The organism is Allobosea sp. UC22_33 (genome assembly GCF_042700715.1).
Classification (GTDB): domain Bacteria; phylum Pseudomonadota; class Alphaproteobacteria; order Rhizobiales; family Beijerinckiaceae; genus Allobosea.
Genome location: NZ_CP170556.1, coordinates 944,425 through 959,012 on the forward strand (window position 1 = coordinate 944,425; position 14,588 = coordinate 959,012).

Consider the following 14,588-nt stretch of genomic DNA (forward strand, 5'->3'; position numbering starts at 1 on the left):
CCTGATGCTATAGGCCGGTCCGGCGCATTCGGCAAAACCGTTGCGCGCTCAGCTTGCCGCCGCACCCTTCCGCGTCTGCCAGACCCAGGCCGCGAACACCCCGAGCAGCGTCAGCGCCAATCCGAACCAGGTCAGCGCATATTGCAGGTGATTGTCCGGAATGCGGGCGATCAGCTCGCGCACATCGACGCCGGCCGGCGGCGTCATGCCGTCGCCCTCGCGCGCGGCTTCCAGATAGAACGGCGCCGGCGGCTGGCCGAGGGAGGCTGCGATCCCGGCGGGGTCGCGCGTGTAGAATTCGCGGATCGCCGGCAGGTCCTGCGGTGTGAAGCTGTTGCGGGTTTCCGGCGCGCGCAGGAACCCATTGATCGTGTCGGGGCCGCTGGCTGCGCCGATCTGGCCGAGCCGGCCTTCCGGCACGAAGCCGCGATTGACCAAAACGATACCGCCATCCTCCAGCTTGAAGGCCTGGAAGATCCAGCGCCCGAAGCCGGAGAGCTGACGGCTGCCGGGCGGGCCGGCGGCGATGGTGGTGCGTACCCCGGCGATGCGGTCGTCGACATAGCTGCCTTTGGCGACGACATGGGTCAGGTCGAGTGTGGCCGGGTCGAGCTTGGCCCAGTCGGCGCTCGGCGGCATCGGTGCGGGTTTGCCGGCAGCCTCGCGCTGCAGGCGTTCGATATAGGCGTGCTTCTCGTCCATCCGCTGGATCTGCCAGGTGCCGAGCATGCACAGCACCAGCGTGCCGGCGACGGTCAGCAGCGTCGGCAGCAGCAGGCCGGGCTTGCGCGGGGCGGGTGTCGACACGGCGGTCACGGCTTGCGCCTGCCTTCCTCGGCCTTGTGGGCGTATTGCAGGGCGACCGCCAGCCCCTTCATCGGCCTGAGCAGGCCGAGGCAGAGCACGATGGCCAAGGGCATCCAGATCATGAGGTGCAGCCAGATCGGCGGCTCATAGGCGATTTCGACATAGAGTGCCGCACCCAGCACGATGAAGCCGGCGATCAGCATGATGAAGACGGCCGGGCCATCGGCCGAATCGGCGAATTTATAGTCGAGCCCGCAGGCGCTGCAGCGCGGCTTGAGCTTCAGGAAGCCGTCGAACAGCGCGCCCTCGCCACAACGCGGACAGCGGCCCGCGAGCCCTGTGGCGTAAGGGGAGGGGAGCGTGGGTTCAGGACCGGCCATTGCAGCCTCCCAAAGCATCGGCCCGAAACGTGGAATGCGGTTTTCGGGAAAGGCGATGCAAAATCAACGGATACAAGCAGGAAAGGCGGCCTCGCGGCCGCCTTTCGTCAGACGATACCGCGAGGGCGCGGCGGGGCGTTGGGTCAGTGTCCGGCGGCAGGCGCGCCCGCGCCCCAGACATAGATCGCGGCGAACAGGAACAGCCAGACCACGTCGACGAAGTGCCAGTACCAGGCGGCGAATTCGAATCCGAGATGCTGGTTCGGCTTGAAGTGGCCGAGATAGGCCCGGTACAGGCAGATCGCCAGGAAGATCGTGCCGATGATGACGTGGAAGCCGTGGAAGCCCGTCGCCATGAAGAACGTCGAGCCGTAGATGTTGCCCTTGAAGGCGAACGTGGCGTGCGAATACTCGTAAGCTTGGCAGATCGTGAACAGCACGCCGAGGATGACGGTCAGCCACAGGGCCTGCTTCAGGCCGGCGCGATCGTCGTTGATCAGCGCGTAGTGGGCCCAGGTCACGGTCGTACCCGAGGTCAGCAGGATCAGCGTGTTGAGCAGCGGCAGATGCCAGGGATCGAAGGTCTCGATGCCCTTCGGCGGCCAGTGCCCGCCGGTGAATTCGTAGCGGAGATAGTTGATGTGCTCGCCGGAAAAGAGGCTGGCGTCGAAATAGGCCCAGAACCAGGCGACGAAGAACATCACCTCGGAGGCGATGAACATGATCATGCCGTAGCGGTGATGGATCTGAACGACGCGGGTGTGGTGGCCTTCGCGTTCGGCCTCGCGCACCACGTCCATCCACCAGGCGAGCATGGTGTAGAGCACGCCGAGCAGGCCGACGCCGAAGACGAGCGGGCCGAGATGCATGCCGCCGACCGACATGGCCTTCATCCACATCACGGCGCCGATCGCCATGATCGTCGCGCTGGCGGCGCCGACGAGCGGCCACGGGCTCGGATCGACGAGGTGGTAATCGTGGTGCTTCGTATGGGCCCCGGCCATCGTATTCAGTCTCCGCGTACGGCGTCTTGTTCGCGCTTTTGCTCTAGCGCGTTCTACAGTTTCGGATTGCCCGCGTCACCCTTGACGGGGCCGGCCTTGTCCACCGCGACGGGCTGGCCCGACTTGGAGGCGAAATAGGTATAGGACAGCGTGATGGCGTGCACCCCGTCGAGCTCGCGGTTATCAGCGATTTCGGGGTCGATATAGAACACCACCGGCGCCTCGAAGCTCTCGCCGGGCTTCAGCGTGTGCTCGGTGAAGCAGAAGCACTGAATCTTGACGAAATAGGCCGCGCCCTTCTCGGGGGCGACATTGTAGGTCGCGATCCCCGTGACCGTGCGGTCCGAGCGATTCGTCATCTTGTAGAACACGGTCTGGGTCTCGCCGACCCTGACCTTGATCTCCGGGCTTTCCGCCTCGAATTTCCAGCCGAGCCCCGGCGCGACATTCGCGTCGAAGCGCACCGCCATCGTCCGGTCGAGGATCTTGCCGGCGCCGGCCGTGCCGATCATCGGCGTCCCGCCGAAGCCGGTGACCTTGCAGAACAGGTCGTAGAGCGGCACCGCCGCGAAGGACGCGCCGAGCATGCTGAAGGCGACGCCGGTGCAGATCAGCGCGATGCGCGCCGGATTGCCCTTGCGCTGCTGGGGAACGGGCGCCGTCATCACAGCGGCCGGTTCAGGATCGCGGGGCCGGTCTTCACCAGCGTCACCACGAAGAAGAAGATCACGAGACCACCGAGCACCAGCGCCAGCGCAATCGAGCGGCGGCGGCGGCGCGCCATATCCTCGGGCGAGAACGGGGTGGGGGTGGTTTGCTGCGGACGCTGATCGCTCATCCCAGCACCTTGGGCAGGGCCCACATCAGCCCGAAGCCGTTCTCGACGATCAGCACGGCAAACAGCAGGAAGAGATAGAGGATCGAGAAACCGAACAGCGACCAGCAGGCCTTGGTCGCGGCCGGACCTTCTGTCCGCAGCCAGACCTGGATCGACAGCGCGATCATGACGAGGCCGGTCGAGACCGAGACCGCGAGATAGAGCAGGCCGCCGAAGCCCATCAGTGCCGGCAGGACGGCGACCGGGGCCATGATCAGCGAATAGAGCACGATCTGCCGGCGCGTCGCGGCCGGGCCGGCGACATTCGGCATCATCGGGATGCCGGCGCGGGCATAGTCGCCCGACTTCACCAGCGCCAGCGCCCAGAAATGCGGCGGGGTCCAGAGGAAGATGATCGCGCAGAGCACGATGGAGTGCCAGCCGAAATCGCCGGTCACGACGGCCTCGCCGATCATCGGCGGGAAGGCGCCGGCAGCGCCGCCGATCACGATGTTCTGCGGCGTCCAGCGCTTCAGCCACATCGAATAGACGACGGCGTAGAAGAAGATCGTGAAGGCGAGCATCGCCGCGGCCAGCGCGTTCGCGACGAGCCCGAGCACCAGCACCGAGCCGACCGAGAGCGTCAGCCCGAAGGCCAGCGCCTCCGAGGGCTGGATGCGGCCTGCCGGGATCGGCCGCTTGGCGGTGCGGCTCATCAACGCGTCGATATCGGCGTCGTACCACATGTTGAGGCAGCCGGACGCGCCGGCCCCGACCGCGATCGCGAGCAGCGCGGCGAGGCCGAGCACGGGATGCACCGAGCCCGGTGCAGTGGCCATGCCGGTCAGCGCCGTCACGATGACCAGCGACATCACGCGCGGCTTCAGCAGCGCGAAGAAATCGCGCGCTTCGCCGGTGGAGGCTGTCAGGCTCTCGGTGCGGGTTTCGAACGCAGCAGACATCAGTCCAATCGTCTTCGTACTCTTGTGAACCGCGCCCGTGAGCGCTGGGTCTTCGCGGCAGGTTGCCGCCCATCTCCGGAACGCCCTCGGGGCGCTCGGGGGAAGGGCGGCGGCGGGCCATGAGGCCCGCCGCCTATGATCTCAGTGGTCCGAGCCGGTGATGCGCGGCAGGGTCTCGAACTGGTGGAACGGCGGCGGCGAGGACAGGGTCCATTCCAGCGTCGTCGCACCTTCGCCCCACGGATTGTCGCCGGCGAGCTGCTTCTTCGTGAAGGCGACCACGAGGCCGTAGAAGAAGATCACCAGGCCGAAGGCGAAGATGTAGGAACCGATCGACGACCAGAAATGCCAGCCCGCGAAGGCATCGGGATAGTCGACATAGTGACGCGGCATGCCGGCGAGGCCGAGGAAGTGCTGCGGGAAGAACAGCAGGTTCGCGCCGACGAAGGCGACCCAGAAATGCAGACGGCCGATCCAGTCCGGAATCACGTAGCCGCTCATCTTCGGGAACCAGTAGTAGAAGCCGGCGAAGATGCCGAACACGGCGCCCAGCGACAGCACGTAGTGGAAGTGAGCCACGACGTAATAGGTCGCATGCAGCGAGCGGTCGACGCCGGCATTGGCCAGCACGACGCCGGTGACGCCGCCGACGGTGAACAGGAAGATGAAGCCCATCGCCCAGACCATCGGCGCGGTGAAGCGGATCGAGCCGCCCCACATCGTCGCGATCCAGGAGAAGATCTTGATCCCGGTCGGCACCGCGATGACCATCGTCGCGAACACGAAATAGCGCTGCGTGTTGAGCGACAGGCCGGCGGTGTACATGTGGTGCGCCCACACGATGAAGCCGACGACGCCGATCGCGACCATGGCATAGGCCATGCCGAGATAGCCGAAGATCGGCTTTTTCGAGAAGGTCGAGATGATGTGGCTGACGATGCCGAAGGCCGGCAGAATCATGATGTACACTTCGGGGTGGCCGAAGAACCAGAACAGGTGCTGGTACAGGATCGGGTCGCCGCCGCCGGCCGGGTCATAGAAGGTCGTGCCGAAGTTGCGGTCCGTCAGCAGCATCGTGATGGCGCCGGCCAGCACGGGCAGCGACAGCAGCAGCAGGAAGGCGGTGACCAGCACGCCCCAGGCGAACAGCGGCATGCGGTGCATGGTCATGCCCGGCGCGCGCATGTTCAGGATCGTGGTGATGAAGTTGATCGCGCCCAGGATCGATGCGGCACCGGCCAGGTGCAGCGACAGGATGCCGAAATCGACGGACGGGCCGGGGTGGCCGGCGGTGGAGAATGGCGGATAGACCGTCCAGCCCGTGCCGACGCCCTTTGCGCCCGGCGCACCCTCGACGAACATCGAGATGATCATCAGGATGAAGGCGGCGACCGTCAGCCAGAACGAGATGTTGTTCATGCGCGGGAAGGCCATGTCCGGCGCGCCGATCATCAGCGGCACGAACCAGTTGCCGAAGCCGCCGATGACGGCGGGCATGACCATGAAGAAGATCATGATCAGGCCGTGGCCGGTGACGAAGACGTTGTAGCTCTGGCCGTTGGCGAAGATCTGCAGGCCGGGCTGCTGCAGCTCGATGCGCATCATGATCGAGAGGAAGCCGCCGACGAGGCCCGCCATGATCGAGAAGATCAGGTAGAGCGTGCCGATGTCCTTGTGGTTGGTCGACAGGAGCCACCGGCGCCATCCGGTCGGATTGGCGTGATGGGCCTCGTCATGGCCGTGGGCGTGAGCCGCTGTTGCCATCGTTCTTCTCCTCGGCGACTTACTTGGACGCGGCAGCGAACTTGCTGCCCGCGTCTTCGGCATTGGCGAATTTCTGCTTCGCTTCCGCGAGCCAGGCGGTGTAGCGCTCCTGGCTGACGACGCGGACGGCGATCGGCATATAGGCGTGGTCCTGGCCGCAGATGAACGAGCACTGGCCGTAATAGATGCCCTCTCGCTCGGCCTTGAACCAGGTTTCGTTCAGGCGGCCGGGAATGGCGTCGATCTTGATGCCGAAGGACGGGACCGTGAACTTGTGGATGACGTCGGAAGCGGTGACCTGGACGCGGACGATCTTGCCGACCGGGATCACGGCCTCGTTGTCGACGGCGAGCAGGCGGGGCGCCTCGGCCTCGGCGATGCGCTTGCTGGCGATCGCCTTGGCGCGATCCTCTTCGTTCAGCATCAGCGAATCGAAGGTGAAGCCGCCGTTCTCCTTCGGATACTCGTAGGTCCAGCGCCACTGGTTGCCGGTGACCTTCAGGGTCATGTCGGCCTGCGGCACCTCGAGCTGCAGCTTGAGCAGGCGGAAGGAGGGAATCGCGATCACGACGAGGATGAGAACCGGGATCACGGTCCAGCACACTTCGAGGAGCGCGTTATGCGTGGTCTTGGAGGGGACCGGGTTCGCCTTCTCGTTGAAGCGGAAGACGACATAGATCATCAGCGCCAGCACGAAGAGCGTGACGATGGTGATGATGATGTTCAGCCAGTCATGGAACCAGTGGATGAACTCGGCGACGGGGGTGACCGCGCCCTGCAGGTTCATCTGCCAGGGAGACGGCATGCCGGTGCCGGCGATCGCCGGGACGGTCGCCAGCGCTGCGACGGCAAGGGCCGTGGCGGCCGCTGTTGCAAAGGTCCTGCTCAGAAATCGCATCGATCCGACATGCTCCTCAATCGACTTGCCTGGGAGCCGACCGGCTTTGCCCCACGCATGAAGGGGCGACCGCGAAGTCGCCTCATTCTTCGAGATTGCGATAAATCAAAGATCGCGCTTGCGCCAGTGGGACAATGACGACTGCCCCCAACGACCGTGCGGCATAATCGCACGAGGCCTTGACGCGCGCACCGAGCCGCCATGCCGCCTTGACAGGACCGGACCTGCATGGTCCGAACGCGTTTTATGTTGAGAGGCAGCGGGATTCTCTGGCGCGGTCGGCGTTTTGCCTGAATTCTGCGCTCCTGCTGCGGTTTCTAAGTCCGGTTTGGAAGGGATGGCAGGGATGATGAGGATCATCGGAGCGCTCGGTGCCCTGGCGCTGGCGCTCATGGGGACGAGCCTCGCCGCCGGCTCCGCTTTCGCGCAGGGCGCGGTGCGCTCCACACATGGCGACTGGCAGATGCGCTGCGAGGTGCCCCCGGGCGCCAAGGCGGAGCAATGCGCGCTCGTCCAGAACGTCGCGGCGGAGGATCGTCCGAATCTGACGCTTCTCGTCATCGTGTTGAAGACGGCCGACCAGAAGAGCCGGCTCCTGCGCGTCGTCGCCCCGCTCGGCGTGCTGTTGCCTTCCGGCCTCGGCCTCAAGATCGACGACAAGGATATCGGCCGCGCCGGCTTCGTGCGCTGCCTGACCACCGGTTGCGTGGCGGAGGTCGTCATGGACGACGCTCTGCTTGGCCAGCTCAAGGGCGGCAAGAGCGCGACTTTCATCGTATTCCAGACGCCGGAAGAGGGGGTGGGCGTGCCCGTCTCCCTCAATGGCTTCGGCCCGGGTGTGGAGGCGCTGCCGTGATCGATCAAACTCTTCGTGGGGGCCGCTGGCTCGCCCTGCCGCTGCTGTGCCTCGGCCTTGCCGGCTGCGGCTCGAGCTCGGGCTCGTCCTCTTCCGCGGGCAACACCGCGCTCAACGTCATCATGTTCCAGTCCGCGACGCCGCCGCCGGCTGATCAGCTGCCGAAGGACGACGAGGATGGGGCTCTGGTGTGCCCCGAGGTCATCATTGCCGATGGCGGTGCCGCGATCCGCGCGCAGGCAGGGCAGGATTCGAGCGGCCTGCGCTACCAGATCTCGATCGCCAACGTCGCGCGCCAGTGCACGACGACGGGCAACGGCGCCTTCAACCTCAAGGTCGGCGTCGAGGGCAGGGTGCTGCTTGGCCCTGCCGGCAGCCCGGGCAATTACGGCGCGACCCTGACTACCACCGTGACGCGCGCGAACAAGGTCATCGGCAAGCGCAGCGCCCGTGTCGGCGCGGCGATTCCGTCCGGTCTGAGCGGCGCCGATTTCGTCCATGTCGAGGATGGCATCATGGTGCCGGCCGGCCAGGGCGATGTCGAGATCTTCGTCAGCCTGGGCGGCGGCGGGGCTGCTGCGCCGGCACGCCGGCGCCGCTGAGAAAGCTGCTTTGCCGTGAAAGAGGGCGGCGCGCCGATTGACTCAGTCGGCGCGTCTTGTATCTGTGCCCAAGCCGCATATCCCCGCGGGAGAGACCGGGCTTCGAGCCCGGCGCCGAAGGCGCAACCGCCCCGGAAACGCTCAGGCAAAAGGGCCGCTGGGGATTTGGCGCTCTGGAAAGCGGCGGGCAGCGATGCCCGCCCACCGACGGGTGTAACTTGTCCGATCTCATGGGTCGGATGGGGAAATCTCTCAGGTGCCGAGACAGAGGGGGCGCGTTCCGGACACTATCGTCCGGGGCTTGCGCTTGACTCTGGGAGGGGCATGCCATGGCTGCCGAGGCCAATACCGACACCGCCGGCGCTGCCGCGCCGCTGAAGACCCCGCTCCATGCGCGACATGTCGCGCTCGGCGCCCGCATGGTGCCCTTCGCCGGCTACGACATGCCGGTGCAGTATCCCGCGGGCATCCTGACCGAGCATAACTGGACGCGCGAGAAGGCCGGTCTCTTCGACGTCTCGCATATGGGGCAGTGCTTCCTGATCGGCCCCGATCACGAGACCACGGCCAGGGCGCTGGAAGCGCTGATCCCCGCCGATATCGTCAATCTCGCTCCCGGCAAGCAGCGCTATTCGCAGCTCCTCAACGAGGAGGGCGGCATCCTCGACGACCTGATGGTGACGCGCTCGATCGATCCCGACGAGGACGGCGCGCTCTATGTCGTCGTCAACGCCGCCTGCAAGGATGCCGACTACGCCCATATCGAGGCGCGCCTGCCGGCCAATGTGAAGCTGGTCAAGGCCGAGCATCGCGGCCTGATTGCGCTGCAGGGCCCTGGCGCCGAGGCGGCGCTCGCGAAAATCGCCCCCGAAGCGGCCGAGATGGGCTTCATGTCCTCGCGCACCATGAAGGTCGCCGGCATCAAGGCCAATGTCAGCCGCTCCGGCTATACCGGCGAGGACGGCTACGAGATCTCCGCCGCCGCCAACAGGATTGGCGAGATCTGGGATACGCTGCTGCTCGACGGCACCGTCAAGCCGATCGGTCTCGGCGCCCGCGATTCGCTGCGCCTCGAAGCCGGCCTGTGCCTCTACGGCCATGACATCGACACCACGACCTCGCCGATCGAGGCCGCGCTCAACTGGTCGATCCAGAAGCGCCGTCGCGAGGAGGGCGGTTTTCCGGGCGCCGCGCGCGTCCAGCGCGAATTGGCCGAGGGCGTCTCGCGGATCCGCGTCGGCCTGAAGCCGGAAGGTCGCGCCCCGGCTCGCGAGGGCACCGAGATCGCAACGCCCGAGGGCGAGGTGATCGGCGTCGTGACATCCGGCGGTTTCGGCCCGACGCTCAACGGCCCCTGCGCCATGGGCTATGTCGCCAAGGCCCATTCCGCGCCGGGCACGCAGCTCAACCTGATCGTGCGCGGCAAGCCGCTGCCGGCCGTCGTGGCGACGATGCCCTTCGTGCCGAACGGCTACAAGCGCTGAACCCTTTTCCGGACAACTGACGCCAGGAGGAAACCATGGCCGAGACCCGCTACAGCAAGGACCACGAATATATCCGCATCGAGGGTGACGTCGGCACCGTCGGCATCTCCGACTACGCGCAAGGCCAGCTCGGCGACGTCGTCTTCGTCGAGCTCCCGAGCGTCGGCAAGGCGCTGTCCAAGGGCGGCGAAGCTGCCGTGGTCGAGAGCGTGAAGGCCGCGTCCGAGGTCTATGCCCCGGTCTCCGGCGAGGTCGTCGAGGTCAATGGCGAGCTCGAGGCCGCGCCGGGCACCGTCAACGAGGACCCGGCCGGCAAGGGCTGGTTCCTGAAGATCAGGATCAAGGACAAGGCCGAGCTCGACGCCCTGATGGGCGAGGCCGAGTACCAGGACTACGTGAAGTCGCTCTGACGGGCGTCATCCCGCACGCGCCGCGGCACGAAGTGCTGCGGCGCAGATGCGGGACCGTCTTCCGAAAGAGGCGCCTTCCCGTCATGCGATCCCGTGTCTGCGCAACGGCATTCCATGCCGCAGCGCGCACGGAATGACACTCCGAAACGGAATCACCCCATGCGCTATCTCCCGCTCACCGATACCGACCGCGAGGACATGCTCGCGCGGATCGGCGTTTCCGATGTCGACGCGCTGTTCAGCGATGTGCCGGCCGGCAAGCTGCTGAAGGCCCCGGTCGATCTGCCCCGCGCCAAGGGCGAGCTCGAGGTCGAGCGCATCCTGGGCAAGATGGCCGGCAAGAACACCGCCGCCTCGGCCGTGCCCTTCTTCGTCGGCGCCGGCGCTTACAAGCACCATGTCCCGGCGACGGTCGATCACCTCATCCAGCGCTCGGAATTCCTGACCAGCTACACGCCCTACCAGCCCGAGATCGCGCAGGGCACGCTGCAATATCTCTTCGAGTTCCAGACCCAGGTCGCGGCGCTGACAGGCATGGAGGTCGCCAACGCATCGATGTATGACGGCTCGACCGGCACCGGCGAGGCCGTGCTGATGGCGCATCGCGTCACCAAGCGCCGCAAGGCGGTGCTCTCCGGCGGCCTCCACCCGCATTACACCGCGGTCGTCGAGACCCTCTCCGAGATGGCCAATGACGACGTCGTGGTCCTGAAACCCGACGTCTCGGCCAGCGAGGACATCCTCTCCCAGATCGACGACAGCACCTCCTGCGTCGTCGTCCAGTCGCCGGACGTGTTCGGCAACCTGCGCGACCTGAAGCCGATCGCCGAGAAGGCCCATGCCCATGGCGCGCTGCTGATCGCGGTCTTCACCGAGGTCGTCTCGCTCGGCGCCGTCGTGCCCCCGGGCGCCCAGGATGCCGATATCGTCGTCGGCGAGGGCCAGTCGATCGGCAATGCCTTGAACTTCGGCGGCCCCTATGTCGGCCTCTTTGCCGCCAAGTCGAAATATATCCGCCAGATGCCGGGCCGGCTCTGCGGCGAGACGGTCGATTCGACCGGCCAGCGCGGCTTCGTGCTGACGCTCTCGACCCGCGAGCAGCATATCCGCCGCGACAAGGCGACCTCGAACATCTGCACCAATTCCGGCCTCTGTGTGCTGGCCTTCACCATCCATATGACGCTGCTGGGCCAGGCTGGCCTCGCCCGTCTCGCCGAGGTGAACCACGCCAATGCCGTGAAGCTCGCCGACGCGCTCGCGGGCGTCGAAGGCGTGACCGTGCTGAACGACAGCTTCTTCAACGAGTTCACCGTGAAGCTGAAGAAGCCCGCCGCCGAGGTCGTCGAGGTGCTCGCCGCCAGGGGTATCCTGGCCGGCGTCCCCGTCTCGCGGCTCCTGCCCAAGGCCGGGTTGGACGACCTGCTGATCATCGCCTCGACCGAGGTGAATACCGATGAAGACCGGGCGGCCCTCGTGGCGGCGCTCGTGGAGGTGCTGTGATGTTGAACCGTCAGGGACGTCCCACCCAGGCCGGCGAGGCCTCGCATGAGGAGCACCTCACCTTCACCGGCAACAAGGCTCTCCAGCAGATCGAGCCGCTGATCTTCGAGATCGGCCATCACGAGGCGACCGGCGTCGACATCGACAAGCCCGCGCCCTTCAAGTCGCGCCTCGGCAAGCATGCCCGTAAGGAGCAGATCGGCCTGCCCGGCCTCTCCGAGCCCGAGACGATGCGCCACTACGTGCGCCTCAGCCAGAAGAACTACGGCATCGATACCGGGCTCTTCCCGCTCGGCTCCTGCACGATGAAGCACAATGCCCGCCTCAACGAGAAGATGGCGCGGCTTCCGGGCTTCTCCGACGTGCATCCGCTGCAGCCGACCTCGACCGTGCCCGGCGCGCTCGACCTGATGCTGGAGCTTTCCCGCTATCTGATGACGCTGACCGGCATGCCGGCCGTGGCGCTGTCGCCCAAGGCCGGCGCCCATGGCGAGGCCTGCGGCATGATGGCGATCAAGGCCGCCATTGCCGCCAAGGGCGAGGGCGCGACCCGCAATGTCGTGCTCGTCCCCGAATCGGCTCATGGCACCAACCCGGCGACGGCTGCCCTGATCGGCTTCTCGGTGCGCTCGGTTCCCGCCCGTCCGGACGGCACCGTCGCGGTCGAGGACGTCAAGGCCCTGCTCGGGCCCGAGGTCGCCGCGATCATGCTGACCAACCCGAACACCTGCGGCATCTTCGAGCCGCAGATCGTCGAGATCGCCGCGGCGATGCATGAGGCCGGCGCCTATTTCTACTGCGACGGCGCCAACTTCAACGCGATCGTCGGCAAGGCCCGCCCGGGCGATCTCGGCGTCGATGCCATGCACATCAACCTGCACAAGACCTTCTCGACGCCCCATGGCGGCGGCGGTCCCGGTGCCGGCCCGGTCGTGCTCTCCGAGCGTCTGGCGCCCTTCGCGCCGGTGCCCTTCATCCATGTCGAGAACGGCAAGCCGCATCTGATCGAGTCGCGCGATGAAGCGCCAGCGGGCAACCAGCCCTTCGGCCGCATGACCGCCTTCCACGGCCAGATGGGCATGTATGTCCGCGCTTTGGCTTACATGCTCAGCCACGGCTCGGACGGCATGCGCCAGGCTTCCGAGGATGCGGTTCTGAACGCGAACTACATCCGCGCGGGCTTGAGCGACCTGATGTCGCTGCCCTTCCCGGATCACCCGTCGATGCACGAAGTGCTGTTCGACGACGAATGGCTGAAGGGCTCGGGCGTCTCGACGCTCGATTTCGCCAAGGCGATGATCGACGAGGGCTACCACCCGATGACGGTGTATTTCCCGCTCGTCGTCCATGGCGCCATGCTGATCGAGCCGACCGAGTCGGAATCGAAGGCGGCGCTCGATCTCTTCATCGCGACGCTGCGCGACCTCGCCATCGCGGCCAAGGGCAACGACAAGGAGCGCTTCACCAGCGCCCCGCATCACGCCCCGATCCGCCGCCTCGACGAGACCCGCGCCGCCCGCTCGCCGGTGCTGAAATGGGAAAAGCCGGCTCCGGCCAAGGCGGCGGAGTAAGGCGCCTTTCGGCCATGCTGACGACATTCGTCAGCATGGTGAAGGGCGCTGGCAGGTTCTTAAGCATTCCTTGACCATGTCGCGGAATGATCCCCCGGTGCCGCTCTGTGCGGCCCGGGGGTTTTCATGTCTGCGCGTCCCTCCATCCTCGCTCTCGCGGCTGCTGCTTTGCTGGCCTCGACAGCGCTCGTTCGTGCCAACGAGCCGAGCTACGGCCCGAACACCTATGACCGCACGCTCGAAGCCCTGATCGCTCATGAGGACGTCGCCGGTCGCGGGGGCTGGCCCAAGGTGCCGGCAAGCGCCGCGTCCCTGAAGCCGGATTCGCAAGGCGCCGATGTCGTCGCGCTGAAGCAGCGCCTGCTCGCCAGCGGGGACCTCGCGCCTGAGGCTATCGCCGGCGACGTCTACGATGCCAACGTCACGGAGGCGGTGAAGCGCTTCCAGCGCCGCCACGGCCTATCGGATCTCGGCACGGTCGGCCGCCTGACCCTCAAGGCGATGAACACGCCGGTGGAACTGCGCCTGAACCAGCTCACTGCGACGCTGGAGCGCCTCAAGGGCAACGGCTTCAACTTCGCCAGCCGCTATGTCGTGGTGAATATCCCCGGCGCCAGCGTCGAGGCGGTCGAGAACGGCACGGTCGCCCAGCGCCATCTCGCGATCGTCGGCCGTGCGGACCGGCCCTCGCCGGTGATCCAGGCCAACATCTCCTCGGTCAACCTGAACCCTTACTGGACGGTGCCGATGTCGATCGTGAAGGCCGACATCATCCCGCATATGCGCAAGGACCCGAGCTTCATCGCCAAGTCGAACATGAAGCTGCTCGGCGCCGAGAACAAGGAAATCGACCCGGCCAGCGTGAACTGGGCGACGCTGAAAAACCCCTATTTCTACGTGCGCCAGGAGCCTGGCCCGACCAACTCGCTGGGCCAGCTCAAGATCGACATGCCCAACAGCGACGCGGTCTACATGCACGACACGCCGAAGAAGACGCTGTTCCGCAATGACGTGCGCTTCAACTCCTCAGGCTGCGCTCGCATCGAGGGCGTGCGCGATCTCGCCGCCTGGCTGCTCGAAGGCTCGGAATGGAACCGCCAGTCGATCGAGGACGAGATCGCCAAGGGCGAGCGCAAGAACATCGCGCTGAAGAAGCAGGTTCCCGTCGCCTGGGTCTATCTCACCGGCTGGCAGGGCGCTGACGGGCAGGTCCAGTTCCGCGACGACATCTACGGGCTCGACACGCCGCAGGGCATCGTCACCTCGACGATCCAGCCGCGCAAGCCGAAGCCCAAGGCGGCCGTTGTTCCGCCGGCAAGGCCTGCAGCGGCGCCAATGGCAGCCTCGGGCAATCGGCCGGCCGCGACGGCGACCGCCAGCAACTAAGGCCTTCGAGCTCCGGGCTTGTCATTCCGGGGCGCGCCGCAGGCGCGAACCCGGAATCCACGACCGGGTCAGACATCAGGTGTTCGGTTGCGAGCGACGCACCCGGTCGTGGGTGCCGGGTTCTTCACTGCGCGGAGCCCCGGAATG

Annotated in this window: 15 protein-coding genes and 1 riboswitch; of the genes, 7 read left to right on the plus strand and 8 right to left on the minus strand. The window is 66.3% G+C overall.

All coding sequences use genetic code 11. The features are described 5' to 3' along the window. Positions 1–48: 48 nt before the first annotated feature. The 8 genes from ACFJGT_RS04430 to coxB all read right to left on the minus strand — a co-directional run bounded on the left by ACFJGT_RS04430 (position 49) and on the right by coxB (position 6,632). Positions 49–816, minus strand: coding sequence for an SURF1 family protein (locus ACFJGT_RS04430; RefSeq protein WP_377846277.1), 768 nt, complete (start codon positions 814–816; stop codon positions 49–51). Further along, on the minus strand, positions 813–1,187 hold the full coding sequence (locus ACFJGT_RS04435; protein ID WP_377846279.1) for a DUF983 domain-containing protein: 375 nt from the start codon (positions 1,185–1,187) through the stop codon (positions 813–815). The genes ACFJGT_RS04430 and ACFJGT_RS04435 overlap by 4 nt, the downstream gene beginning before the upstream one ends. Positions 1,188–1,330: 143 nt before the next feature. After that, positions 1,331–2,191: a cytochrome c oxidase subunit 3 gene (locus tag ACFJGT_RS04440; protein WP_377846281.1), complete on the minus strand. Its 861-nt coding sequence runs from the start codon at positions 2,189–2,191 to the stop codon at positions 1,331–1,333. A gap of 53 nt (positions 2,192–2,244) precedes the next feature. Then, complete coding sequence (locus ACFJGT_RS04445; protein ID WP_377846283.1) at positions 2,245–2,856, minus strand: cytochrome c oxidase assembly protein; 612 nt, start codon at positions 2,854–2,856, stop codon at positions 2,245–2,247. Further along, positions 2,856–3,029, minus strand: a complete 174-nt coding sequence (locus ACFJGT_RS04450; RefSeq protein ID WP_377846285.1) for a hypothetical protein — start codon at positions 3,027–3,029, stop codon at positions 2,856–2,858. Before ACFJGT_RS04450 ends, ACFJGT_RS04445 begins: the two co-directional genes overlap by 1 nt. Continuing rightward, positions 3,026–3,970: a heme o synthase gene (locus ACFJGT_RS04455; protein WP_377846287.1), complete on the minus strand. Its 945-nt coding sequence runs from the start codon at positions 3,968–3,970 to the stop codon at positions 3,026–3,028. The genes ACFJGT_RS04450 and ACFJGT_RS04455 overlap by 4 nt, the downstream gene beginning before the upstream one ends. Positions 3,971–4,111: 141 nt before the next feature. Further along, a complete protein-coding gene (gene ctaD, locus ACFJGT_RS04460; RefSeq protein ID WP_377846289.1) occupies positions 4,112–5,734 on the minus strand; it encodes a cytochrome c oxidase subunit I in 1,623 nt (540 codons plus the stop codon). A 19-nt stretch (positions 5,735–5,753) separates the two neighbouring features. Next, positions 5,754–6,632, minus strand: coding sequence for a cytochrome c oxidase subunit II (gene coxB, locus ACFJGT_RS04465; RefSeq protein ID WP_377846291.1), 879 nt, complete (start codon positions 6,630–6,632; stop codon positions 5,754–5,756). Positions 6,633–6,969: 337 nt separating this feature from the next. On the opposite strand from coxB, the gene ACFJGT_RS04470 reads away from it, so the two are divergent. The 7 genes from ACFJGT_RS04470 to ACFJGT_RS04500 all read left to right on the plus strand — a co-directional run bounded on the left by ACFJGT_RS04470 (position 6,970) and on the right by ACFJGT_RS04500 (position 14,441). Then, positions 6,970–7,488, plus strand: a complete 519-nt coding sequence (locus ACFJGT_RS04470) for an invasion associated locus B family protein (RefSeq protein ID WP_377846293.1) — start codon at positions 6,970–6,972, stop codon at positions 7,486–7,488. Beyond that, positions 7,485–8,090 (plus strand): hypothetical protein, encoded by a 606-nt coding sequence (locus ACFJGT_RS04475; protein ID WP_377846295.1) that lies wholly within the window; start codon positions 7,485–7,487, stop codon positions 8,088–8,090. The genes ACFJGT_RS04470 and ACFJGT_RS04475 overlap by 4 nt, the downstream gene beginning before the upstream one ends. Before the next feature lie 76 nt (positions 8,091–8,166). Beyond that, positions 8,167–8,257, plus strand: a riboswitch (glycine riboswitch). Between the two features lie 162 nt (positions 8,258–8,419). After that, positions 8,420–9,574, plus strand: coding sequence for a glycine cleavage system aminomethyltransferase GcvT (gene gcvT / locus ACFJGT_RS04480; RefSeq protein ID WP_377846297.1), 1,155 nt, complete (start codon positions 8,420–8,422; stop codon positions 9,572–9,574). A 35-nt stretch (positions 9,575–9,609) separates the two neighbouring features. Then, complete coding sequence (gcvH, locus tag ACFJGT_RS04485) at positions 9,610–9,984, plus strand: glycine cleavage system protein GcvH (RefSeq protein ID WP_377846299.1); 375 nt, start codon at positions 9,610–9,612, stop codon at positions 9,982–9,984. 159 nt (positions 9,985–10,143) lie between these two features. Next, positions 10,144–11,484, plus strand: a complete 1,341-nt coding sequence (gcvPA, locus tag ACFJGT_RS04490) for an aminomethyl-transferring glycine dehydrogenase subunit GcvPA (protein ID WP_377846301.1) — start codon at positions 10,144–10,146, stop codon at positions 11,482–11,484. Continuing rightward, positions 11,484–13,055 carry an aminomethyl-transferring glycine dehydrogenase subunit GcvPB gene (gene gcvPB, locus ACFJGT_RS04495; protein WP_377846303.1) on the plus strand — a complete coding sequence of 524 codons (1,572 nt, stop codon included), beginning with the start codon at positions 11,484–11,486 and terminating at the stop codon, positions 13,053–13,055. Before gcvPA ends, gcvPB begins: the two co-directional genes overlap by 1 nt. Positions 13,056–13,181: 126 nt before the next feature. Further along, positions 13,182–14,441: a murein L,D-transpeptidase gene (locus ACFJGT_RS04500; protein WP_377846305.1), complete on the plus strand. Its 1,260-nt coding sequence runs from the start codon at positions 13,182–13,184 to the stop codon at positions 14,439–14,441. Positions 14,442–14,588: the final 147 nt, after the last annotated feature.

Coding starts and splice junctions, on each gene's coding strand:
- ACFJGT_RS04435 (WP_377846279.1), bottom strand. CDS start 1,187: ATGGCCGGTCCTGAACCCACGCTCCCCTCCCCTTACGCCACAGGGCTC.
- ACFJGT_RS04440 (WP_377846281.1), bottom strand. CDS start 2,191: ATGGCCGGGGCCCATACGAAGCACCACGATTACCACCTCGTCGATCCG.
- ACFJGT_RS04445 (WP_377846283.1), bottom strand. CDS start 2,856: ATGACGGCGCCCGTTCCCCAGCAGCGCAAGGGCAATCCGGCGCGCATC.
- ACFJGT_RS04450 (WP_377846285.1), bottom strand. CDS start 3,029: ATGAGCGATCAGCGTCCGCAGCAAACCACCCCCACCCCGTTCTCGCCC.
- ACFJGT_RS04455 (WP_377846287.1), bottom strand. CDS start 3,970: ATGTCTGCTGCGTTCGAAACCCGCACCGAGAGCCTGACAGCCTCCACC.
- ctaD (WP_377846289.1), bottom strand. CDS start 5,734: ATGGCAACAGCGGCTCACGCCCACGGCCATGACGAGGCCCATCACGCC.
- coxB (WP_377846291.1), bottom strand. CDS start 6,632: ATGCGATTTCTGAGCAGGACCTTTGCAACAGCGGCCGCCACGGCCCTT.
- ACFJGT_RS04470 (WP_377846293.1), top strand. CDS start 6,970: ATGGCAGGGATGATGAGGATCATCGGAGCGCTCGGTGCCCTGGCGCTG.
- gcvT (WP_377846297.1), top strand. CDS start 8,420: ATGGCTGCCGAGGCCAATACCGACACCGCCGGCGCTGCCGCGCCGCTG.
- gcvH (WP_377846299.1), top strand. CDS start 9,610: ATGGCCGAGACCCGCTACAGCAAGGACCACGAATATATCCGCATCGAG.
- gcvPA (WP_377846301.1), top strand. CDS start 10,144: ATGCGCTATCTCCCGCTCACCGATACCGACCGCGAGGACATGCTCGCG.
- gcvPB (WP_377846303.1), top strand. CDS start 11,484: ATGTTGAACCGTCAGGGACGTCCCACCCAGGCCGGCGAGGCCTCGCAT.
- ACFJGT_RS04500 (WP_377846305.1), top strand. CDS start 13,182: ATGTCTGCGCGTCCCTCCATCCTCGCTCTCGCGGCTGCTGCTTTGCTG.